Origin of the sequence: Nocardia sp. NPDC060259, assembly GCF_042728775.1 — a bacterium.
In the GTDB taxonomy this organism is placed as follows: domain Bacteria; phylum Actinomycetota; class Actinomycetes; order Mycobacteriales; family Mycobacteriaceae; genus Nocardia.
Genome location: NZ_JBHXAY010000056.1, coordinates 20,631 through 43,980, shown reverse-complemented (window position 1 = coordinate 43,980; position 23,350 = coordinate 20,631). Strand labels below are relative to the sequence as shown.

The window sequence follows — 23,350 nt, the reverse complement described above, 5'->3', positions numbered from 1 at the left end:
GTTACCCTGGTTACCGTTCCCGCTTCCCGGGTTCGAGTTCCCGTTGTTCCCCTGATTCCCGCCCCCGTTACCCTGGTTACCGTTCCCGCTTCCCGGGTTCGAGTTCCCGTTGTTCCCCTGATTCCCGCCCCCGTTGCCCTGGTTACCATTTCCGTTACCCGGGTTCGGGTTGCCGTGGTTGCCCTGATTCCCGCCCCCGTTGCCCTGGTTACCGTTCCCGCTTCCCGGGTTCGAGTTCCCGTTGTTCCCCTGATTCCCGCCCCCATTTCCATTGCCACCCCCATTGCCATTGCCGCCCGGTCCAGCCGCCAGCTGGACGCCGCCGTTTCCTCCGACTCCCTGCGCCCCGGAGATCCCATTCCCGCCGGGCCAATCCCCAGCTTCGCCGATCATGCTCGCCCCCAGGCGTGTGGTGAGTCCCGGTTCGGCGGCCGCGACACCGCTGTCGCCGAGCAGGCCGAGGCATCCCGCGGCCCCCGCTGTGAGAATTCGTCTCGTCAGACCTGCCGTCCCGCGCACGTTGCCCCCTCATCGAGATATCGGATCACACGATTGCGGATCGGATCCGGTAGACCGCACGTTACGCACCGTGGTCGTCGCCCACGCAGCGTCAGGGGCGACGGACCTGGGCATACCAGTCGAGGAGGGCCGGGTGATCGACCGCGGAGGTGTCGAGGACCTGGGATGGGGTAGCGCCCTGCAGGATTCGCTTGATGGGAACCTCCAGCTTCTTTCCGGTCCTGGTGCGGGGCACGCCGGGTGCGGCGATGATCTCGTCGGGGACGTGGCGAGGCGACACTTCGGTGCGGATGGTGACGATGATGCGGGATTTCATGTCGTCGGTGAGAGTGGTGCCGGTGGGCAGGACCACGAACAGTGGCATCCAGTAGCCGCCGTCCGGCTGTTCGGCGCCGATGACGAGCGAGTCGACGATGTCGGGGAGTCGGTCGACAGCCTGGTAGATGTCGGCGCTGCCCATGCGGATGCCGTGCCGGTTCAGGGTGGAATCGGAGCGGCCGTGGACGATGACGCTGTGCTGGTCGGTGACCGTGATCCAGTCTCCGTGGCGCCAGACACCGGGGTAATCCTCGAAATAGGCGGCGCGGTAGCGGGATCCGTCGGGGTCGTTCCAGAAATGGATCGGCATGGACGGCATGGGTTTCGTGACGACGAGTTCACCGACTGCGCCGTGGACGGGCCTGCCCTGGTCGTCCCAGGCTTCCAGGGCGACGCCGAGGTACGGCGCGGACAACTCGCCCGGCCGCACGGGGACGGTGGGCGCACCGCCGGCGAAGGCCGAGACGACGTCGGTGCCGCCGCTGATCGAGGCGACCGGGATGTGGGCGCCGACGTTGTCGCGCAACCAGATCGACGAGCTGGCGGGCAGCGCGGAACCGGTGATGCCGATCAGGCGCAGCGCGGACAGATCGTGGTCGCGCCGCGGGACCGCGTCGGCCTTCGCACACGCCAGGACATAGCCGGGGCTGGCGCCGAGCACCGTGACGCGCAGGCGGGCGGCCATGTCCCACAGGGCATCCGGCTTCGGGGCCGTCGGGCTGCCCGGATAGCAGACGATGGTCGCGCCGGCCAGCAGTCCGGCGACCTGGAAGTTCCACATCATCCAGCTCGGGCTGGTGTACCAGAAGAAGGTGTCGTCGGGTCCGATATCGGACTGCAGTGCCATCGCCTTGAGATGTTCGAGCAGCACGCCGCCATGGCCGTGCACGATGCCCTTGGGGAGACCGGTCGTCCCCGAGGAGTACAGGACCCACAGCGGGTGATCGAACGCCACCTGCTCGGTGCGCCACCGCGTTCCGTCGTCGGCACTCACCTTGTCCCAGTCGAGCGCGCCGTCGACCACGCCACCCAACCGCGACACCAGCACCGTCGCCCGCAGCCCCGGCAGACCGTCGCGCAGTGCCTCGACCTCGGCGACCCTGTGGTGTTCCTTGCCGCCGAACCGGTAGCCGTCGGTGGTTACCAGCACGGCGGGTTCCAGCTGACCGAGCCGATCCATGGCAGCCTTTGCCGTGTAGTCCTGCCCGCAGGCACTCCACACTGCCCCGAGGCCGGCGGTCGCCAGGAACGCGATCACCGCCTCGGGGATGTTGGGCAGGTAGCCGACTACCCGATCGCCGGGCCGGATACCTAGTTCCCGCAGGGTCCGCGCGAATCCGGCTGCTCTGCCCAGCATTTCGTCCCACGACCACTCCGTGACCGTGCCGCCCTCGTCGACCGAGATGATCGCGGGCCGATCAGTCCGTGCCTGCCGGATAACCTGGTCGACGTAGTTCAGCCGCGCACCCGGAAACCACTGTGCCCCAGGCATGTCCGCGTTGGCGAGCACGACGGCAGACCGCTCCCCCAGGGAGAAGTAGTCCCACAGCGCACCCCAGAACCCGGCCAGGTCGTCGACCGACCACTGCCACAGCGCCTGGTAGTCCGGGAGCGCGACCGGGTGCCGCGACTCCACGAACCGTGCGAAATCGGTGATCCGCGCCTGGGCGATGTCCTGCTCGGTCGGCACCCACTGCGGCGCCACGGTCACGCTCGTCATCGCGCGCTCCACCCCCCGTCCATGACGTAGGAGGAGCCGGTGACCATCCCCGCGTCGTCGGACGCCAGCCAGGTGACCAGTCGCGCGACCTCCTCCGGTTCGATCAGCCGTTTGATCACGCTCTCGGTGAGCAGCACCTTCTCCACCACTTCCTGTTCGGGGATGCCGTGTGCGACGGCCTGCTCGGCGATCTGCTTGTCCACCAACGGTGTTCGCACGTAGCCGGGGTTCACGCAGTTGCTGGTGACGCCGTGCGGGCCGCCCTCGAGCGCCGTCACCTTCGACAGCCCTTCCAGTGCGTGCTTGGCGGTCACGTACGCCACCTTGAACGGGGACGCGCGCAGCCCGTGGACCGACGAGATATTGATGATGCGCCCGAATCCTTGCTCGTACATGTGCGGCAGCGCCGCGCGGATGAGCAGGAACGGCGCCTCCACCATCAGCGTCTGGATGAGCCGGAACCGCTCGGGCGGGAAGTCCTCGATCGAGCTGACAGTCTGTACGCCTGCGTTGTTCACCAGGATGTCGACCGACAGGCTCAGCTCCGCCAGCGCGCCGACGTCGAGAAGATCCACCGCCCAGGCACTTCCGCCGATCTCGGTGGCCACGGTCTTCGCGCCGACCTCGTCGATATCGGCGACGGTGACCGCCGCCCCGCGCGCGGCCAGCTCGTGCGCGCAGGCCGCCCCGATCCCGCCCGCCGCACCGGTGACCAGCGCCTTGCGTCCGATGAGGTCGGTCATGCCGACACGACCTTGACCGGTGTGGTCGCGGCATCGGCGGCGTCGAGGGATTCGAGGTCGATGCCCTTGGTCTCCTTGGCGCACAGCACCGCGATCACCGTGACGACCGACGCCGCCGCCAGATACACCGCGATCGGGACCGAGGAACCGTAGGAGTCGAGCAGCTTGACCGCGATGATCGGCGCGAGCGAACCCGCCACGATCGAGGTGACCTGATAGCCCAGCGACACACCGGAATACCGCATCCGGGTCGGGAACATCTCCGCCATGATCGCGGGCTGACCCGCGTACATCAGGCCGTGGAAGACCAGGCCGATGATGATCGCCGACAGGATCAGCGCGCTGTTGGCGGTGTCCATCAACGGGAAGGCGAAGAAGCCCCAGGTCGCGGCGGCCACCGCACCGACCAGGTAGACGGGGCGGCGGCCGACGCGGTCACCGAGACGACCCGCCAGTGGGATGACCGCCATGTGCACGGCGTGCGCGGCCAGCAGCCACCACAGGATCGTCGTGGTGTCGGCGTGCACGTGCACCTTCAGATAGGTGATCGAGAACGTGACGACCAGGTAGTACATGATGTTCTCGCCGAAACGCAGTCCCATCGCGGTGAAGACGCCACGCGGGTAGCGGCGCAGCACCTCGAACACGCTGAACGACGTCGCCTCGACCTGTTCCCTGTGCCGCTGCGCCTCGACGAAGATCGGGGCGTCGGTCACCTTGGTGCGCACGTAGTAGCCGACCAGTACGACCACCGCCGACAGCCAGAACGCGACCCGCCAGCCCCAGCTCAGGAACGCGGCCTCGGACAGCGTCGAGGTCAGCACGAGCAGCACGACGGTGGCGAGCAGATTGCCCGCGGGCACACCCGCCTGCGGCCAGCTCGCCCAGAACGCGCGGCTGCGGCTGGGACTGTGCTCGGCGACCAGCAGGACCGCACCACCCCATTCGCCGCCGATCGCGAAGCCCTGGATGAACCGCAGCGTCACCAGCATGGCCGGCGCCCAATAGCCGATCTGGGTGAAGGTGGGCAGACAGCCCATCAGGAAGGTCGCGGCGCCGACCAGGACGAGACTCAGTTGCAGCAGCTGCTTGCGGCCGTAGCGGTCGCCGAAGTAGCCGAAGACGATGCCGCCGAGCGGGCGGGCCGCGAAGCCGACGGCGTAGGTGACGAAGGCCGCGAGGATGGCATCGAGATCGCTGGTGCCCTTGGCGAAGAACACCTTGCTGAAGACGAGGGTGGCGGCGGTGCCGTAGAGGAAGAATTCGTACCATTCGACGACGGTGCCTGCCATCGAGGCGGCCACCACCCGGCGCAGACCGCTGGGTGCCCCGCCCGGATCGTCGCCGGCCTGCTTGGTCGCGTTGCTGACGCTCATCACTACTCCTTGGTGATCACGACCACACCACCGCATGAATGTGACATGGCCCACTAGCACTGGGGAGAGTATTCGTGCAGATCGGATTCGGTCGCAATGGCCAAGTTCGCACCGCGCATCTGCAAGGATGCAGAAATGAGCGCGACCTCGCCTGATCCGGGTCGGCGTCCCAGCGCCGACGACCTGCTGGTTCTCCTGGCCGTCGGCCGGTCGGGGCGGTATGTCGCCGCCGCGGAGGAACTCGGAATCAACCACACGACGATCTCGCGGCGGATCGCCGCACTCGAGCGGGCGGTCGGCGGACGGGTGCTGACCAAGGCCACCAGCGGCTGGGAACTGACGGACCTGGGGCGGGCGGCGCTGTCGGCGGCCGAGACGATCGAGGCCGCGGTGCGTTCGCTCGGTACGACCGGTGGCGAGCGGGAACTCGAAGGGGTGGTTCGGCTTTCGGCCACCGACGGCTTCAGCGCGTATCTGGCGGCCCCGGCCGCCGCGCGCGTGCAGCGCGAGCATCCGCGAGTGGCGGTGGAGATCATCGCGACGACACGGCGCGCGTCCACCCAGCGCAGTGGGCTCGATATCGAGGTGGTGGTCGGCCAGCCCCAGGTCCATCGGGCCGAGGCGATCAGGCTGGGTGACTACAGCTTGGGCCTCTACGCCGCGCGCGACTACCTCGCCGACCGCGGCACACCGGAGACGATCGAGGACCTGCGCCGCTACCCGCTCGTCTACTTCATCGAATCGATCCTGCAGGTCGACGATCTCGACCTGGCCACCAGCTTCGCACCCGCCATGCGCCAATCCGTCTCCTCGACCAATGTTTTCGTCCACGTCGAGGCCACCAGGGCCGCGGCGGGGATCGGACTGCTGCCCTGCTTCATGGCCGACCGCCACGACGATCTGGTGCGCGTGCTCGGCGAGCAGGTGCGAGTGCGGCTCACCTACTGGCTCGTCACACGCGCGGAGACACTGCGCCGCCCCGAGGTCGCCGCGGTCGTCGATGCCCTGCGCGCCACGGTCGACGAGCGGCGCGCGGAACTATTCGGGGATCAGCGTGGGTCGGGGCAGCGGCCCGCGTAGTGGCTCAGGCCCAGGCCGTTGCTGCTCTTGCTGCGGCCGACCGGACCGTTCTTGGCCGAGCGCAACCAGGTGCCCGCGGTGTCGAGGACCGGCATCTTCTCGCTGAAGGCGCGACTGTAGCGCGTGGTGCCGTCGACGGTCAGAACGCCGTCACGGACATCGATGTGGGCGACGGTGGCCCAGAAGGAGTTCTTGCCGTTGCCGATGACGACGGTGATCTGGTCGGCGTCGGGGCCCGGGAAACCGTCCGGGCCGGGGCGGCCGTAGCGGACTCGGACGCGGGGCCGCCCGAAGGCGTCGATGGCGCCCGCGCCGTTGTCGACGGACTGGTAGACGTTGAGCAGCAGATCGCCGTTCTCGGTGGGGCGCACGACAACCTGCTCGGTCGCGGGGAGGTTGTGCGCGCCGGGACCGCGGCTGTCGCCCTGGTGGTGAATGAACGGCCAGGCGGCGAGGTCGCCCTGGTGGCCCTTCTCACCGCTGATCACCACGTAGTCGCCGGTGATCTCGTTGCGGCAGAAGAAGTACACGTCGAGGTCGCCCTTGCCGAACTTCGTCACGCGCCCGGCCGGGTCGTACTGCGCGCCGCGCCCGTCCCATTCGAGACCGACGGTGAGTACGTAGCCGGGGTCGCCCTTGCGCAGGTCGATGCTGGCGCGTTTGTCGGGCGAGTCCTTGGTGAGAACCACGTCGACCTTGCGCAGATCGACCGCGGGCGCGACCGGAACAGGTTGCGGCACACCAGCAGGCGGCACGCTCGGCTCCTCGTCGACGGCGATCCCGTGCTCGGTCGCGAACGCCGCGAGCCCGGCGCTGTATCCCTGCCCGATCGCGTCGAGCCGCCATCCGCTCCCGCGACGATACAACGCGACGGCCTGCAGCACGGTCTCCGAATCCAGTCCGGATGGTACGAAACTCAGCGTCTGCGCGGTGCCCGTGACCGACACTCGCAACCCGGTGACCTCCCCGAACCGCATGCCCTGCGCTTCGGTGCTGCCGGCGATCACCACCCGATGGATGTCGGCGGGCACTCCCGAAAGATCCACCGACACCACGGCATCGGACTCCAACCGCACACCCGGCGCCGCCGGATTGTTGAAGAACACGAAATCGGCGTCGGAACGCACCCGGCCATCGGCCGTCACCAGCACCGCCGACACATCCACCGCTCCGGCCGGGCCGTCGAGGTCGATGCGCACCGTGTACCGGCCCTCGACCAGATCGGTCTTGGACCCCTTGGCCACCTCGGCCACCGTTGCGCTCTCCGTCATGACGCCGCCCTCCACCGGTCGATTGCCGCGCCGAGCAACCGCTACCAGCGCGATCAGGCCAACGGTACTCCCGCGGAGCGGGATCGGCCCTGCGTCCGCACCAGTGAGCTCGGGGCTCGTTGGCTTCGATCACAGCAATCGCGGGGAACAGTGGCGGTGCGCAGCCGTCTGTCGTTCACTGGTCTGCATGGACGTCCGTGAACTGATCGACCACAAGCTGGGTCGCCGGGTCTCGGTGGTGGTGCCCGCACTCGACGACGAGGACACCGTCGCCGGGGTGATCGCCGCCGCGCGGCCCTGGCTCGGCGGGCTGGTCGACGAACTACTTGTCCTCGACGCCGGCTCGGCCGATCGCACCATCGCACGGGCACGGGCGGCGGGCGCCACGGTCTACACCCGGGAGGAGGCGCTGCCCGCCGTGGTCCCGAGGCCGGGGAAAGGCGAGGTGCTGTGGCGCTCGCTCGCGGTGTGCACGGGTGATCTGATCGTCTTCCTCGACGCCGATCTCGTCGAGCCGAATCCGTCGTTCGTGCCCTCCCTGCTCGCGCCGCTGCTCGATGATCCCGGTCTGGCGCTGGTGAAGGGGTACTACCGGCGGCCGCTGGCGAGCGCGACGGGCGTCGACGCCGACGGCGGCGGACGGGTGACGCAGCTGGTTGCCCGCCCGCTGCTCACCGCCCTCGCCCCAGCCCTGGCCGAGATCGTGCAGCCGCTCGGCGGCGAATATGCCGCCACCCGAACGTTTCTCGGTGACATCTCCGTCGCCAGCGGATACGGCGCGGAGATCGGGATCCTCATCGACTGCTGGCAGCGGCACGGACTCTCGGCGATCGCCCAGGTCGACCTCGGCACCCGGGTGCACCGCAGCAGGCCGACCCACGAACTCGCGGTGATGAGCAGACAGGTCGTGGCGACCCTGCTCGACCGGCTCGGCATCCGCGACTCCGGGATCGGGCTCGTGCAGTTCCAGCCGGGTGAAACCGGCTGGCAGCGAACACCGTCCGAGGTCAGCCTCACCGACCGCCCACCGATGACACAGCTGATCGCGGCCCAGCGCGCGAGCACCTGACCTACCCAAGATCACGAGCTCGCCCGCCGATACGGCGAACGCCGGCCCGGCCCTGTCGGACCGAACCGGCGTTCATAGTGCGTGAATTACACGGCGACCAAACCGAAGTCGAGCTTCACCAGCTGGTCGGCGCAGTCGAAGTAGCGGTCGTCGTGGGTGATCACGATGATCGTCTTGCCGCGCCGCTTCAGGTCGGTGAGGATCTCACGGTAGAAGACCTCGCGGAAGCGGGGCTCCTGGTCGGCGGCCCATTCGTCGAAGACGTAGATCTGGCGGTCCTCGAGCAAGGCGGTGAGCAGGGCAAGGCGCTTACGCTGCCCCTGCGACAGGTCGACGGTCGACAGCCGCCCGTCCTGCACGGTCACCTTGTGCGCGATCTGCAACTCCTCCAGATAGCGCTGCACTTCACCATCGATACCGGGACGGTCGAAGCCCAGGTAGTCCTCGAACAGATGGAAATCGGTGAACACCGCCGACGAATTCTGCCGGTACCACTCGATGTTGTCGTGGTCGATCCTCTCCCCGTTGAGCGACAACGACCCCGAGCGTGGCACGTACAGACCGGTGATGAGCTTGGCCAGCGTCGACTTGCCGCTGCCGTTGCCGCCCACGATGAACGTGATCTGCCCCGGTTCGAAGACCAGGTCGATCGGACCGAGCCGGAAGCCCGCGTCCTCGGACTCGTCGCGACCAGGCGGTGGCGCGAGCGGCCGAACATCGTTGCCGCCGTGGTCGACCCAGGCCTTGCCGTTCACATCCGGCTGACCGGCGGCCGGATGCGCACCGGGATGCGCCGGATGCGGCCCCCCGGGACCGGGGTGGCCGTTACCTGCCCGCGGCGGCATCCCGGGACGCGGCGGATGCCCACCACGCTCGGGCGGCCCGTCCGGGTGCGAACCGGGCGGCGGCGGAACCGGCGACGGAGCCTCGGAGCGGTACACGTAGCTGACATTGGTCAGTTCCAGCTTGGCCTCCCCTGCCGCTGGACGCTCGGTGTACGGCAGGAGCTCCTCGTCGTGCAGGGTCTCCATCGACAGATTCATCGCCCGGATCTTGGCCAGCGCCACATCACCACGCAGCAGATCGGGGATGCGGTGCATGAAGTTCTGCATCGGCATCGCCAGGAACGTGGTGACCAGCACGTAGCCGACCATCGTGTCCCGCGGCAGATCCAGCGCCGCCGCGACGACGAACAGGATCAGCGCCATCGTCGCCAGCTGCAGCGCCTGACCGAAGCCCTGCGCGTAGGAGAACTTCGAGCCCGCGTCGGTGTTCTGATCGCGCAGCGTGCCCGCCGAACCGAGCAGATGCCGGTCCATGAAGTCCCGGCGGCGGCCACGGTGCAGCTTCAGTTCCTTGATGCCGAGGGTGACGGCCTGGAACGAACGCAACAGCGCGTCCTCGTTCTCGCGAGCCTCGCGGTAGATCCCGCGCACCCGCTTGAGCACCAGTTCGACACACGCGATACCGACCAGCGTGCCCGCCACCGTCACCGCGAAGATCGGACCCGACACGATGAACAGGAACACGAAGCAGCCGATGATGGTCGCCACGTCGACGCAGATCGACGGGATGGCGGTCACCGCCTGCGACAGCGAACGCACGTCCTCGGTGAGCGTCGCCATCAGGCGGTGCATACCGAGCCGTTCCAGGTGTTCCAGCGGCGCGGAGACGATGCCGGAACTCAGGTCGCTGCGCAGCCGGTAGATCGCGTCCTGCGACAACCGGATCAACAGCACCTGCGAGGCGACACCACTGACCAGGATCACCAGGCCGGTCAGCCCGAACCGCAGCAACAGCTGATCAGGCTGCGGCTTCGGCGAGACGACCGCGTTGATCAGCGTCACCAGATAGGTGTTGGCCACACCGCAGATCAGGCCCGCGACCACCACGGCAGCGATCCTGGCCGGCGAGAGCGCGGCGAGAAATCGGAGTAGATGCATGACGTGTGCTCTCAGCTGCGGATGACATCGAACACGATGCCCTCGAGGGTGACACCGGGCGCGAACGAGAACGCCACCCCGGTGGAAATCGGTGCCGCCGACTGCGCGTCGCGGATCATCCGCTCCAGCACGAAGATCAGCGAGACACTCAGCATGTTGCCGTGCTCGGCGAGTACGTCCCAGCTCGGCGCCGCCGCCTCGGCCGGGATGCCCAGCGAGTGGGCCGACTCCTCGATGATGCGGGGACCACCGGGGTGGATCGCCCACAGATCGATATCGCTCTTGTCCAGCCCGTTGCGCGCGAGCACCTCGGTCACCACCGGATCCACCCCGCGGTAGATGTAGTCGGGCAGGCTCGTCGCCAGCTCGCAGGTGATGCCCGCGTCCTTGATGCCGAGCACGATGCCGTCCTCCGCGTCGTCGAACAGGTGGCTGAAGCTGTCGCGGATCACGATGCTGCCCGGCGCCAGCGGCTGGTGCACCTGGTTGGCGCCGATCACCACCGCGCCGCAGCCGTCACCGAAGAGGCTGTGGGTGATGACGTCGTTGACGTCGTCGTCGAACACGGCGTTCACCGAGCTCAATTCGATGCACAGCACCATCGCCTTCTTGTCCGGGTTCGCCCGGACGTAGTCGGTGGCGGCCCTGATGCCGTTCATCGCGGCCGCGCAACCCATGAAGTTGATGACCATGCGGCCGACCTTGGGCGACAGGCCGAGCTGCTTGACGACCGCGACGTCGACGCCGGGGGCGATGAAGCCGGTGCTGGTCACGAAGATCAGCTGGCCGATGTCCTCGGCGGGGTTGTCCAGTCCGGCGACGGCGCGGCGGGCGACGTCGACGGCCAGCGGCGCCGCGTACTCGAAGAACAGGTTCATCCGCTCCCTGATGGTGCCGGGGCGGCGGCTGAACTCGAGGAACTCCGGGTCGAGCGGGTCGATCGCCAGATGGCGGGTGTCGATCCTGGTCTTCTGGTAGATCCGCGGAATGCGCTGGCGCTGAGCCGGATCGGAGAACAGTTCGGCGACCCGGCCCGCGTTGACGGCCTGGTCGACCACGCGCTGGGGGGAACCGGTGGCGACCGCTTCGATCACACCGACGGTGGTCGGCGGGGCGGGCGGTAGCAGGTCGTGCCCGCGCTCGACGTCGGCCGTGCGGAGCAGGTCAAAGGAAACAGACACGGGCACAAATCCTTTCGAAACAGATACGAACATGGCAACGGAGTCGGGTCAGACGGTTCCGATGCCGGTGAAGCCCTGCACCGTGTAGGTCACACAGGTCTTCAGCGCTGCGGGTGCGCAGTGTTCGCGCACGAATCCCCACCGGTTCTCCTCGGCGTCACGCGACGGCGCGAGCAGGTAGGTCCGGCACAGCTTGGGGAAACGATCTCCGAAGAAACTCTTCGCGGGCAGCCACTCCACGCCGAACTTCGCGGCCTCCTCGCGCACCACGTCCTCGGTGGCGATATTGGCGAAACCACTGCGCTGGAACGGAAGTACGTGATGCACCCGATGCGAGCTCAGACCGGCCGAGAGGAAGCAGTCGACGTACTTGTTGCCGACCACGGTCAGGTCGTAGGCCTGCTCGAGCTGGTTGACCGCCCAGTCCTCGGTCTCGGTGTGCAGTTCCTCGGTCGGCACCTCGAAGTCGTGGCTGGCCACCACCATGAAGGTGCTGATCCACAGCGTGATCACGAATTGCAGTGCCCAGGCCCAGAAGTCGCCCGCCACGGTGAAGACGACGAACTCGGCCACCAGCAGGAATCGGACGCCGAAGGAGCCGATGAAGTGCGGCAGCGCGCCACCCCAGGTGCCGTACATGTCCTTGATGCCCACCTTGCGGGTGAGCCGGCAGACGTCGAGCAGCCGAATGATCATGCCGGTCAACAGATGTCCGAACTTGTGCACCGTGTGCACCGGCACCCGGTACAGGCGCGGCACCTGCATCATCATCGTGAAGACGTTCTTCTTGATGTCGACTTCACTCTGAGTGTGCGGGTGGTGCAGCAGCGCGTGGCCGTCGGCGGTGACGAAAGACAGTGCGACATAGTTCATGTCGAACGCGTTCACCGCGTACTTGTTGAGGCCCTTCTGCGCCCGGTGGATGGCGTAGTGACCGAAGCCCGCCAGCGAGCTGCGCAGCAGCACCATCGCGATCACGAAGACCGGCAACGGCATCCAGCTGGTGTCCCACAGACGCAGGCCCTGCACCGCGAAGTACAGGAAGATCAGCACCGCGACGACGATGTCGAACGCGCGGTCCATCCGCTTCAGCCGGGCGGCCAGCTCGGGTTCCTTGATCCGGGCCTTGACCTTGTGCAGGAGGTCGTTCTTGTTGTCGAACTTGTACTTCGGGGTGTCGTCCCAGCTGTTGAAGCCTTCCTTGAACAGGAAGTCGGGGGCGTTGTTCTTCGGATGGATGTCTTCGGGAGTGGCATCGCGACCGAGGCTGTAACGCTCGATCATCCGCGCGATTTTTTCCGGATCACGGTGGTAGGAACCGATGATCGAGGTGATGTCACGGTTCTTCGTGCGGCCGATGAAGAATTCACCGCCTGGATGCTTGGAGATCCAGTCACTCAGGTCGTAGGCTCTGCCGTTATAAACCCATACGTTGTTGACGGGAGGCCGACCCCCAGGGCCGGGCGGTGGCGGGAGCTCGCGCTCCTCTTCATCAGGTCGATCATCGATCGTCATTTGTTCTTCCTCCGTGTCGATCGGCGTTCGATGCGTGTTGCCTGCCGACCAGCGTCCCGACACGTATAGTCCTTGTGGCGCCTTGCATCTCGCTGAACATTCTCTTATTGGTTGTGCGTGCGTGCGTTCGGAGCTCGAGTTACCGCAGGCGACACCCAGACGACACACCGGCCCGGGGCTGCGGACGGCACTGCGTGCCAGGTTCCGCGGTCCCCGGACCGGTGTGGGTAGAACCGGTTCGACCGGCTCGGATCAGCCTGCGGGCTTGACGATGTTGACCGGCTTGGCCCAGTTGGACAGGCCGACGATGACCTCGCCCTGATCCCTCTTCACCACGGCGCGAACAAGATTCGGGCCCTCACCGGTGGACGCGGCATCCGACGGCTTGGTCGAGTCGGAGGCAGGCGGGGCGGTGTCCTGGATCCACAGGGTGATCGGCATGGTGCCGGCGTTCTCGCCGACGCGCGGCACGATCGGGTCGATCACGGCGGCGTCGATGGTGCCGGTGATCTTGACGGTGTTGATGCCGTTGATGACCTCACGGCTCTCGGCCTTGGGGTTCTGGACGTTGGCGATCACGTTGGCGATGCCCTTGTCCTTGTCCAGGATGACGCCCGGATCGTAGACCTTCTCGGCCGGGCCCGCGGGCACGTAGCGACCGCCGGTCTGGGTGTACAGAACCTTGTCCACCACAAGGAACTTCGCCTCGGTGAACGCGGACTCCGGCGTGAGCTTGACCTTCGCCTCACCCATCGCGGCGCCGGAACCCTGGGTCTCGTTGGTGACGTCCGCCGAGACGGTTTCCACCGGCAGGTTCGGCAGGTTCTTCACGTCGATGTTCAGGTGCACGGTACGCAGGGTCTGCGTGGTCTTCGCCGACTCCTTCACGAGCTGCGCGCCATCAGGCAGCTGACCGGTCGGCGGCGCCGTCGTGGTGGCGGCGTCATCCGTGCTGCAACCGGTCACGAGGGCCGCGCAGACAGCGGCGACCGCGACGATCGAGGTGATGCCGGAGCGCCGCGAGAAGCGGCTCCGGGGGGTGGGGTTCGGTGTCATGTCGATCAAGTTTCATCCCCTGGAGATGTCGTGTATGGCGTTGGTGAGGCAGCCGAAGCTGCCGGTGCCTGCGACATACTAAGCAGACCATCGGACATCTCGCGCTCCCCCGACGGCGATAGTACCCGAGGTTCGCAGATTGCGGATTGCAAGCGCGTGGTGGAGTTTTCAGCGCTGAAGCGACCCGGGAAATCGGCTGTCACCGCAGGTCAGCCGAGCGCGTGCGAGCGCGCGACATGCTCATCCACCGGTGCCAGCCGCTCTTCGTCGGTCATCGCGAGCAATCTCGACATCGTCTCCGTCGCCGCCGCGTCCACCGGGGTGAAGATCTGCATCCAGGCGCCCTCGACCACCGGCAGCGACATACTCGTCATGTGCATCGCGAGCGTGCCGACGGCCAGGTGCTGGATCACCTTGACCACGTTCACCGGGACCGCGACATCGTTGCGGGCCCACAGATCGGCGAATTCCGCGCTCGCCCCACACAGCTCCTCGACCAGGGCCACCCACTCCGGGTGGTCGAGGTGCTTGACGTAGGCTCCGCGCAGATAGGCGACCATGCGACGCAGGTCGTGCACGTTGTGCCGGTACGGGTTGCAGCACTCCGGGGTCAGGAACACGTGGCGCAGGATGTTCTGCTCGCCATCGGCGCAGCGGGGAAACAACGCGCGATAGGCGTCGTTGTGCGCCAGCACATCGTATTTCGCGCTGAGCAGCACCGCGGGCAGCGGAGAGAGCTGATCGAGGATCACCGGCAGGCCGGGCGGCAACGCCGACTGCACGACCGAACTCGGCACGGACGGCACATCGGCGAGCCGGTAGAGGTGCGCCTTCTCGACCGGGTCGAGGCACAGCGTCCGTGCGACGGCATCGAGCACCTGGACGCTGGCATTGATCGGCCTACCCTGCTCGAGCCAGGTGTACCAGGTGACTCCTATGCCTGAAAGTTGGGCGACTTCCTCGCGCCGCAGACCCGGTGTGCGCCTGCGCGGTCCCGGCGGCAGCCCGACATCCCCTGGCGCGATCTTTGCCCGGCGCGACTTGAGGAACGCGCCGAGCTGCGCCCTGCGCTCGGTGCGCACCGAGCGCATGTCGACCACTTCACTCATCGGTCCATCGTCGCCGAACCTGATCCTGGTATCCAGGTGGTACTGATACCCGTTTCGGCGCCAGCGCTTACGTCGCTCCAGCCACTCGTCGAAGGTCGGCCCCGCGGTGTCCCCCGCACACCGACATCGCATCGCACCGCCCCCAGATGTGAGCCGCACAGTGTGATACCCGGGGTTCAGCGGGGATCCTCCTGTCCGTCAGCCGCGGCGCGCGGTCGGCGCGGGCTCATTCGGAGAACGCCACCACGCTGTCGTCGATCCGGCTGTGCCGCAGCGCCTTCTTGTCGAAGTACCAGTTGTGTTTCAGCCGCCATGGGTCGCGGTCACCGGCGACGGGTAGTTTGCCGGCCGCGCGCTGCAGGTAGCCCGAGGTGAGGTCGAGCAACGGCTTCGGCTCGAGACCCTCCGCCAGCCGCGGGACGACAACCTTCAGGTTGTGCTGGTCCATGTAGTCGAGCAATCGCGTGACGTACTCGCAGACCAGATCCGCCTTCAGAGTCCAGGAAGCATTGGTATAGCCGACGACAAAGGCGAAGTTCGGGACGTCGCTGAGCATCATCGCCTTGTAGGTGAACGTATTGCCCAGTTCGATCTGCTCACCGTCGACGTAGAACTCGGCCTTACCCATCGGGACCACCTCGAGACCGGTGGCGGTCACTACGATGTCGGCCTCGAGCTCGCGGCCCGAAGTGAGCGCGACGCCATTCGTGGTGAACCGGTCGATGAGGTCGGTGACGATGTCGACCTTGTGGCTGTGGATCGCTTTGAACAGGTCGGCTCCGGGCACCACACACAGCCGCTGATCCCACGGATCATACGGTGGGCGCAAGTGTTTGGCGTAGTCGAAACCGTCAGGTAGATGGACCCTCGCCCACCGTTCCAACAAGGCTCTGGCCGTCTTGGGGCTACGGCGACAGAACTCGTAGAAACCGATTGTCACGGCGGCATAGCGTGCGTGGATCACCTTGGCAGCCAGCTTGCCGGGCAGGATCTTGTACAGTACCTGGGCAAATGGGTCCTTTCGAGGCTGGCTCACGATATAGGTGGGCGTCCGCTGCAACATGGTGATATGTGCAGTCTCGCGGGCCATCGATGGGATGAGAGTGACCGCGGTAGCGCCCGAACCGATCACGACCACCCGCTTACCGGTGTAGTCCAGATCCTTCGGCCAGTGTTGTGGATGCACCAGTGTGCCGCGGTAGGCGTCCAGGCCTGGCCAGTCGGGTGTATAGCCATGGTCGTAGTCGTAATAGCCACTCGTGGAGAACAGAAAGTCGCAGGTGAGCGTCGACGTTTCACCGGTATCGACGTGTTCGATCGCCACCGTCCAGCACTTCTCGTCTGTGGACCAGGAGAATCTGGTAGCTCGGTGGTGGTATCGGATCCGCTGATCCACGCCGTACTCCGCTGCCGTCTCACGCAGATAGCGCAGGATGTCGGCGCCGTCCGCGATGGCGTTTTCCCCATCCCACGGCCTGAATCCGAAACTGAGGGTGTACATGTCGGAGTCCGACCTGATACCCGGATATTGGAACAGACTCCAGGTCCCACCCAATTCTCCTCGCTGTTCCAGCACCGCATAGCTCTTCGCTGGAAAGGCCCGGCTGACGTGGACAGCGGCATCTATTCCCGACAGTCCAGCGCCCACGATCAAAACATTCAGGTGGGTGGCCTCGCTCATACGTGCTCCTTGATGCCGTCGCGCAATGCACAGTGTTCACCGGATGCGCGGCGACGGAAGGTTCTCGAAAGGTGCTTTCGAGAACCCGCCGGAGCTCACGCGCACAATTTGAATTGCGTCTATCCTAGCCGTATGAGGCCATGATGTCGGTGACGCCGGTGCGGAGGCGGATGGCTGCGTCCTTGGCGGTAGCCGCGTGTCAACAGCACGCCATTCCGGACCATTTGACGGCCGTGGGTTCGAGGATTCGTCGCAACACCCCTGCGCCACGGAGACGACGGCCTCTGCGAGGCCGGACACGCGTACGCTCGCGCCCGAGAACACGCCCGTCGTGTGCGGCGCAGCGTCTTTGCAGCCCGCGGCCGACATCGCGACGGTCACGGCGGCGACCGATGCGAGCGGCGGTCTCGGACCACAACAAGTCCCACCGCAAGGTCCGTGCCCGCGTCGAACACGTCCGCTGAACATCCTGTGCGTGTTGAACTGGGAACAGGAGCTCGGCATGATCGGCGACCGACTGCGCCGCTTCGCCTCGAGGTTGTCACGCCGACGGTATCGTTGACCTGATCCGACGTCCATCCCAATTCGACAGGGGTTCCGATGATTTCGGCCAGAACTTCGGCTTTCTCCGCTGGCGGCGCCCTTGCGTCGGCCACCCTTCTCGCCCTGACAGCGGCGCCCGCGTCCGCCGCGTCGGGCGGCAAATTCGAGACGATCTACTCGCTGACCAACGGCGCGTGTATCGCCGTGGTCGATTCGTCGGTGCATGGCCCGGGATACCCGGACTCGGCCGCATTCACCGTCAGTACCAACATGATTGGCGTCGGCTCTTGCAGTCTGAAAGTCACCCTGCACTGGAAGAATCTCGCCACCAGTGAAACCGGCATCCGCGTTGTCCATGCCATCGGTCCCGGCGCCTGGGTGAGCGACCCCAAGTCGTCCATCTTCCAGCCGGGTCACGGACAGTTCGTCGCCACTGTCACTGTCGATGCCGTCCACCTCGGCGAGTCCGGACAGGTCGAGTTCTCCGTCTGAGCCGATGCTGCAGCCCAATGCTCTTCACTTTCCATCTCGATCGACACCGCCATCTCAGCGGGCAAACCGAGGCGCACCTGTGTAACCGCGTGCAAGCTGCACGCACGCGGTTACACATCCCAGCCCGCGCGGGAACACCCGCTATCGCATGGGTTCAGCAGGTCGAGGATTCCCGAGCGGTGGCGGTTGCGGCCTAGGGAGCCAACGTCGTACGTAACCCGGGTCGCCGGATTGAGCGGCGGTCGTCATCTCACCGTGCAAGGGGCAGCACGGTCGCGAGGGTGCGCAGATCCGCGAGGTAGTCCTCGTTCAAGACCTGGATCGCGACGTGGCCTGCCCCCGCAGACAAGTGCTCGGCCAACCCCGCAGCGACCCTGTCGGGTTCGCCATGAAGCGCGAGCACGTCGATGAGCCGATCACTGCCCGGAGTCGCCAGGTCCTCCTCGGTGAAGCCGAGCCGGCGCAGATTGCTGACATAGTTCACCAACCCCAGATACATCGGGACCATCTGCCGCGCGACAGCTCGTGCCCGGTCGGGGTCACCGTCGAGGATCACCTTCTGCTCTGCGACAAGAAGTGCGTCCGCACCGACGATCTCGTGGGCGATTCGGGTGTGCTCCGGCGGGGCGAGATAAGGCAGCGCACCGGCGGTCCGGTCGCGTGCCAGTTCCAGCACTCGCGGCCCGAGTGCCGCCAGCGCCCTGCCATCCTTCGGCACCCCCGCCGCGTCGAGTGCGTCCAGATAGCTCACCAGGGCGTCATACGGCTTGATCGCGTCAGCACCATTGGCCTCGCGATGACCGGCTCCGATGCCGAGCAGGAACCGACCCGGAAACCTCTGTTCGATCCGGTGGAAGGACTCCGCCACCTCATCGGCCCGCGCTGTCCAGATGTTGACGATGCTGGTTCCGACGATCAGCGATTCCGTCGATTCCAGCAGCGATTCGGCTACCGACAGATCCGCCGGCGGCGAGCCTCCCAGCCACAGCGCCCCGAATCCCAGCTCTTCGATCTCCCGCGCGGCCTGCGGGGTGAACCCCGTGTACCTGCGCCACACACCGTATTCTCCGACAAGCTTTGTCATGCCGGACGCAACCGTCCACCCGCCCCGTCCTATTCCCATCCCTCCGACAAAGTTCGACCCAATCCGGGCAGCGGTGAGGACGCCGGCGATTCCCGACCACGATGCCGCTGACGACCTCGCGGCACGCTGCGCCCACATCGCCGACACCCATCCAGCACGCGCCGCGTTGGCGATGTGACCGCGCGTCAGCCAGCGGTCTCCCGATAGCCGCTCTTCTGTTTGGCGGCAATCGCTTTCGCTGCCTGCGCGGCCGCCTTGGCCGCGTCGGCGTAACGCTTGGCGCCGACGGTCCCCACGGTGCCCTCCCTACCGTGCCGGGTAGCGACGATGTCGAGGCCCGGATCGGTGACGATCTCCCAGAACTTGGTGCCGTGCGGCCCGGTCGCCTCGAAGTACCGGCGGGTGAGATGGGGGCCGCGCCGCTGGCCGCCGAAGAGCATCATTGTTTCGGGCGCGGCCTGTTCGAGGTGATAGGAGAATTGGCTCAGGAACGAGGTCGCAAAGATCCACGACAACGACCGCTCCCAGCACGCATCGGCCGGATGTTTAGCCGGGTGAGCGAAGACCCGGCCGTCGGAATCGGGTGATACATCGGAGAACACGGTGTCGACCGTGCCGTCGAGGCCCACCACCAGCACGTTCATGGCAGACAGTACGGGGTTCCACTTTTGCTGGCGCTCACCGCGCAACGTGGCTGTGTACTGCTCCCCGAGCTTGCGCATGCGGACTTGTTCCCGCCGTACCTCGGCGGGGCCGAGCAGGCGCAGACCGGTCTCTCCGAAGTGCCATTCGGCGTGGCCGATGCGCTGCCACAGCGTGCGCAGGCTCTCGGGCAGCGGCGCCCCGAGTTCGGCTTCGAGGCCGTCGATATCCTCCGGCGCAGCCGGCGGGCCGATCTCCACCCCGAACCTGTCCAGACCGGTCGAATACGCGGTGAAACCCTGTGCCGCCAGATATTCCGCGATCTCGCCGAGGGCGGCGACATGCCAGGCGGGGTCCTGATTGTCCTCGCGGATGCGGGCGCGGACCCATTCGGCGACGGTCAGTTCTTCACGTACCCGATAACCATCCCAGGTCACCCACTCCAGGCAGGACAGTGTGGCGCCGTCGCGATACAGCTCCAGCTCCCGGCGTTCGTGGGCAGCCTCGGCGGCCGGGTCCACGGCGAACCGGAGCTGGTCGAAGGCCATCAGGCGCTCGGTGGTGGCATCGGGCCCGCCGCGGAAGGTGCGCATGATCGCCGCCCGGCCGGGCAGATACCACGGGTCGGATTCGGTGTACTTCGCCGCCGCGCAGGTGGCTTTCATTCGGGCGAAGGCATTTTCGGCGGCGGCATGGTCGGGGAAGGTGAGACCGACCGTGTCGAAGCGGCCGTTGTTCACGCCCCACCGGTACACGATGCGATCGAGATAGCGCACCAGTTCGACGAATTCGTTGCCTGAACCCGTCCACAGGAGCGAGCGCTCGGATTGCTCGTCCACCTCGCCGATGAAATCCCGCATACCGTCATGGCTGATCGGGCTCGCCCGAAAGGGGGTGTCGACCATGCCGAAACCGTCGAAGGCGTAGACATCTCGCTCCGAATCGAGGAACCACACCTCCCCCGTGGCCCGGTCGGCGAGCAGACGTCGCCGCAGGCTGGTGCCCGCCAGGGCGCCGAGGTCGTCGTCACCGATTCGGGTGAGCGGCCGACCCGCCGCACGCGCCCGCTCGCCCTTGTCGAGCAGGGCGCGCCGCGCCGAATCGGCATCCCCCGACAGCACTTCGGCCAACCGCGTCCGCGGGTCGTCCGCGTCGAGCGGATCGGTCCAGTCCCGCCCACGGGACAGGCTGTCGGGTCCGACCGCCGCAGCGGCAATGGATTCTCTACTCGCGTAGGCGGTTCGGACCAGGTCGAAGTCATCGGCCTCCAGCGCCGCCAGGATGCCGGTGGACAGCGCGTACTTGAACACCCGCTGCTCGGTCTCGTCCGAGGGTGTGGGCCAGCCGCTGATCTCGCGCAGCAATTCCACCTGGGGCCACCGCTGCGCGACGTGATCGGCGAGGGCATTGGCGTAGTGCGCCGCGGCGCGGGCGTCACGCCGATCGCGCAACCGCCGCATGACATCCCGGTGCACCTCGGCCGAGAAGATCTCGCCGAGGGCGTTTCCCATGCGCCAGATGCTGCGTCGTTCGGTGAACAGCCGTTCGATCAGTGCCGCGTGCGCGATGTCGGAATCCAGTTTTCGCACAGCTGAATACAGGTTGGCGACCACATCCTCGAGCTGACCGTCCACCGTCTGCCCATGGCTGAGTACGGGACTGTTCGCCGGGTTGGAGTCGGCATAGCGACGTCCGTAGTCGTCGAGCGCCTCGATGAGGTAGTCCTGTGCACCCGCGTGCCGGAAGCGGTACAGCTGATGGCCCGCCGCATTGCGCGCGGCGATTCCGGGATGCGTCAGTACGGTGTCGATCATGGCGACGGCGGCCCGCACGGCTTGCTCCGGCGACACCCGCCGCAGCACACACCGCTCCTCGCTCGAATCGAACAGCTGCTCCCACAGGGCCTCGACCGTGCTGGTCGGTGCAGGAAGTGCCGCCAGCCGCAGCAGTTCGTCGAAGATCGGCGGGTGATGCGCCACCGGAGCCAGCGCGAGGCAGACGGCCTTCTTCAGGTCGTCGTTGTACATCTCGCCGAGGATGTCGGAGGCATCGGGCTCCACTGTGTGCTCGAGCAGCCGGATGAGCACAGGGACGAGGACGCTGTCCGGGGAGTCCACCCGAAGCCCCTGGACAACGCGGGCGCGAGTCTCGGCGGGCAGCAGTTGGAGACCGGTGGCGGCCAGTGCGGCGCGATCGGGGCGCTCACCGTCCAGAATGATGCCCAGCGCCCACTCGATCACCTCGGCGGGCGATTCGGCGATGTCCGCGCACAGCAGAACACGTTGTGCGACAACCTCGCTCAGCTCGCTGTCGATATCCGCCAGGATCACGGCGGGGTCACCGTCAGCATCGCGCAGCCGCTCCAGGTAGGCCGACGATGCCTCCGCGTGTTCCCAGCGGTGGTCGAGCTCCGCACGGGTCAGCACAGGCTCGGCCGCGCACAGTTCGTGTGACCGCCGCAAGGCGGTCAGGCACGCCCTGCTGTACGGGTCCTTGGCGAGCAGCTCCCGCGCCGCCTCGGCGAGCGCAGCGCCGTCGCGTACCAGCGGCAATGCGGTGGACAGCGCCCACACTCGGGTCGACCACGCGCAGGTGGAGGCGGGCAGCAGACGCACGAGGGTGTCGGCGGCCGGGCTGTGGTCGCGCCCAGCCCGCCGATCCGTGTCGGCGCGCAGCAGTGCCGTACCCGCCGTGACGGGCATGCGGCTCAGGGCGGCCATCACCGCCTCGGTGGTGAGCGTTCCGCTGTTCAGCCCGTGGACGATCCAGCTCGCCCGGCTGAGCGGCTCGTGCTCCGGGGCCATCTCCAGGCTCGTCAGCGCGGCCCTCGCCAGCGCCTCGTCATCGGAAGCGACGTACTGCTGTAGGAGCGAGCGGCGGATGCGGAAATCCGGCACGGACGGCACATCGCCGTCGATCCCCAGCGTGCCGAAGATATCGACGAAGGCGTCCAGCAGTTCGGGACGCTCCTGGGCACGGGCGATCTCGTCGAGTACGCGGGCGCGTTCGTCGTCCTGTGCGAGCAGACTGGTATGCAGCAGCCAGTAGATGGCCAGATGCGGATCCCGATGCAGCAGCGGCAATTCCACCTCGAGCACCTTCCGGGCATCGATATCGCTCCACCGATGTGCGAAATGCCCGGCGGCGCTGGAGGCCAGCTCCTCGGCGGACTGCATGGGCTTTCCGTCGCGCAGCAGCGGCTGAGCCAGCAGCCATACCAGCCACTGGCAGCGTTGCGCCAGTTCCGCGCTGGTCGGGGTCGGCCCGGTATCCGCGGCGGATGACGACGGACGGAATGAGTCTCGGATATCGAACTTCGAACGCTCGTCCTCGTCGTTCGCCTCGGCGCGCTCGAGCTCGACCAGGAAGGCCGACCAGTCGTCGAAAGAGTCGAACCACAGCTCCAGTTCCCGGGTTTCGTGATCCTGCCACCACACCCGTCCGCTGCCGCGCAGGTCCAACAGCGTGTAATCGTCTCCCTCGTCGTCGAGAACGACGAAGCCGCTCAGCGATTTGTCGATCGCGCCGAAGTACGGGTAGTTGATCGCCAGGTGGGCGTCCACGAGCGAGCCGCGATCACCCACCCAATACTCGAGCAGCTGATCGTCCATGGCGTCGGCCACGCGAACGGGTACGGGAACGCCGAAGTAGCGGCTGGCGGACAGGTGCGGGTCCATAGATTCTTCCTGATATCGAAATGTTGCTGTACCGGTGGAAAAGACGGGTCGTGTCCGAGAGTGGCTCGGCGGCCGCTGACAGGCGGCGAGGCGAACCGTCCAGACGAATGATCGTTTGGTTCGGCAGGCTACTGCGCGGCTGTGACAAGAACGGCCCCCGCTTCCCTGGTACGGGCCGTCACACTGGCCGAGGCCGATGCCCACCTCGTCGTCCGGGAACTGCGCTGATACCGCAACTGCACTCCGGTGATCCGGTGCTGGTAGATCTGTCATGTGGCGTTGTCGGATCGGGCTGTGGCCGAGCTGAATTCGTTGATGGCGAGAATCGGGG

General features: G+C 66.8%; 15 protein-coding genes. 3 read left to right on the top strand and 12 right to left on the bottom strand.

Annotated elements, in window-relative coordinates; genetic code table 11:
• Positions 1 to 610: 610 nt before the first annotated feature.
• From ACFWF2_RS20535 to ACFWF2_RS20525, 3 genes are read right to left on the bottom strand one after another with little or no spacing between them, the layout of a single operon-like run.
• Positions 611 to 2,557 carry an acetoacetate--CoA ligase gene (locus ACFWF2_RS20535; protein WP_379309027.1) on the bottom strand — a complete coding sequence of 649 codons (1,947 nt, stop codon included), beginning with the start codon at positions 2,555 to 2,557 and terminating at the stop codon, positions 611 to 613.
• Complete coding sequence (locus tag ACFWF2_RS20530) at positions 2,554 to 3,300, bottom strand: 3-hydroxybutyrate dehydrogenase (RefSeq protein WP_379309025.1); 747 nt, start codon at positions 3,298 to 3,300, stop codon at positions 2,554 to 2,556. Before ACFWF2_RS20530 ends, ACFWF2_RS20535 begins: the two co-directional genes overlap by 4 nt.
• Entirely contained in the window at positions 3,297 to 4,676 is a 1,380-nt protein-coding gene (locus ACFWF2_RS20525) for an MFS transporter (protein WP_379309023.1), read from the bottom strand. The genes ACFWF2_RS20530 and ACFWF2_RS20525 overlap by 4 nt, the downstream gene beginning before the upstream one ends.
• A gap of 135 nt (positions 4,677 to 4,811) precedes the next feature.
• On the opposite strand from ACFWF2_RS20525, the gene ACFWF2_RS20520 reads away from it, so the two are divergent.
• On the top strand, positions 4,812 to 5,756 hold the full coding sequence (locus ACFWF2_RS20520; RefSeq protein ID WP_379309022.1) for a LysR family transcriptional regulator: 945 nt from the start codon (positions 4,812 to 4,814) through the stop codon (positions 5,754 to 5,756).
• On the opposite strand, the gene ACFWF2_RS20515 is transcribed toward ACFWF2_RS20520, so the two are convergent.
• Positions 5,726 to 7,027, bottom strand: coding sequence for a TerD family protein (locus tag ACFWF2_RS20515; RefSeq protein ID WP_379309021.1), 1,302 nt, complete (start codon positions 7,025 to 7,027; stop codon positions 5,726 to 5,728). The two genes, ACFWF2_RS20520 and ACFWF2_RS20515, sit on opposite strands and share 31 nt — an antisense overlap.
• A gap of 187 nt (positions 7,028 to 7,214) precedes the next feature.
• Between ACFWF2_RS20515 and ACFWF2_RS20510 the strand changes: the two genes are divergently transcribed.
• Positions 7,215 to 8,096 (top strand): glucosyl-3-phosphoglycerate synthase, encoded by an 882-nt coding sequence (locus tag ACFWF2_RS20510; RefSeq protein ID WP_379309020.1) that lies wholly within the window; start codon positions 7,215 to 7,217, stop codon positions 8,094 to 8,096.
• Between the two features lie 86 nt (positions 8,097 to 8,182).
• Here ACFWF2_RS20510 and ACFWF2_RS20505 read toward each other — a convergent pair whose 3' ends face one another.
• The 6 genes from ACFWF2_RS20505 to ACFWF2_RS20480 all read right to left on the bottom strand — a co-directional run bounded on the left by ACFWF2_RS20505 (position 8,183) and on the right by ACFWF2_RS20480 (position 16,581).
• A complete protein-coding gene (locus ACFWF2_RS20505) occupies positions 8,183 to 10,039 on the bottom strand; it encodes an ATP-binding cassette domain-containing protein (RefSeq protein ID WP_379309019.1) in 1,857 nt (618 codons plus the stop codon).
• Between the two features lie 11 nt (positions 10,040 to 10,050).
• Positions 10,051 to 11,253, bottom strand: a complete 1,203-nt coding sequence (locus ACFWF2_RS20500; RefSeq protein WP_379309018.1) for a type III polyketide synthase — start codon at positions 11,251 to 11,253, stop codon at positions 10,051 to 10,053.
• A 15-nt stretch (positions 11,254 to 11,268) separates the two neighbouring features.
• The gene (locus ACFWF2_RS20495; protein WP_379309017.1) at positions 11,269 to 12,735 is read right to left on the bottom strand and encodes a cytochrome b5 domain-containing protein; all 1,467 of its coding nucleotides are present in this window, start codon (positions 12,733 to 12,735) and stop codon (positions 11,269 to 11,271) included.
• A gap of 252 nt (positions 12,736 to 12,987) precedes the next feature.
• Positions 12,988 to 13,791, bottom strand: a complete 804-nt coding sequence (locus tag ACFWF2_RS20490) for an LppX_LprAFG lipoprotein (protein WP_379309016.1) — start codon at positions 13,789 to 13,791, stop codon at positions 12,988 to 12,990.
• 209 nt (positions 13,792 to 14,000) lie between these two features.
• Positions 14,001 to 14,900 (bottom strand): helix-turn-helix transcriptional regulator, encoded by a 900-nt coding sequence (locus ACFWF2_RS20485; protein WP_379309015.1) that lies wholly within the window; start codon positions 14,898 to 14,900, stop codon positions 14,001 to 14,003.
• Positions 14,901 to 15,126: 226 nt separating this feature from the next.
• A complete protein-coding gene (locus tag ACFWF2_RS20480; RefSeq protein WP_379309014.1) occupies positions 15,127 to 16,581 on the bottom strand; it encodes a flavin-containing monooxygenase in 1,455 nt (484 codons plus the stop codon).
• Positions 16,582 to 17,181: 600 nt separating this feature from the next.
• Between ACFWF2_RS20480 and ACFWF2_RS20475 the strand changes: the two genes are divergently transcribed.
• Complete coding sequence (locus tag ACFWF2_RS20475; RefSeq protein ID WP_379309012.1) at positions 17,182 to 17,616, top strand: hypothetical protein; 435 nt, start codon at positions 17,182 to 17,184, stop codon at positions 17,614 to 17,616.
• Between the two features lie 250 nt (positions 17,617 to 17,866).
• Here the strand turns inward: ACFWF2_RS20475 and ACFWF2_RS20470 are convergent, their stop codons facing one another.
• Positions 17,867 to 18,700 (bottom strand): LLM class F420-dependent oxidoreductase, encoded by an 834-nt coding sequence (locus tag ACFWF2_RS20470; RefSeq protein ID WP_379309011.1) that lies wholly within the window; start codon positions 18,698 to 18,700, stop codon positions 17,867 to 17,869.
• Positions 18,701 to 18,885: 185 nt separating this feature from the next.
• Complete coding sequence (locus tag ACFWF2_RS20465) at positions 18,886 to 23,019, bottom strand: SMI1/KNR4 family protein (protein ID WP_379309010.1); 4,134 nt, start codon at positions 23,017 to 23,019, stop codon at positions 18,886 to 18,888.
• Positions 23,020 to 23,350: the final 331 nt, after the last annotated feature.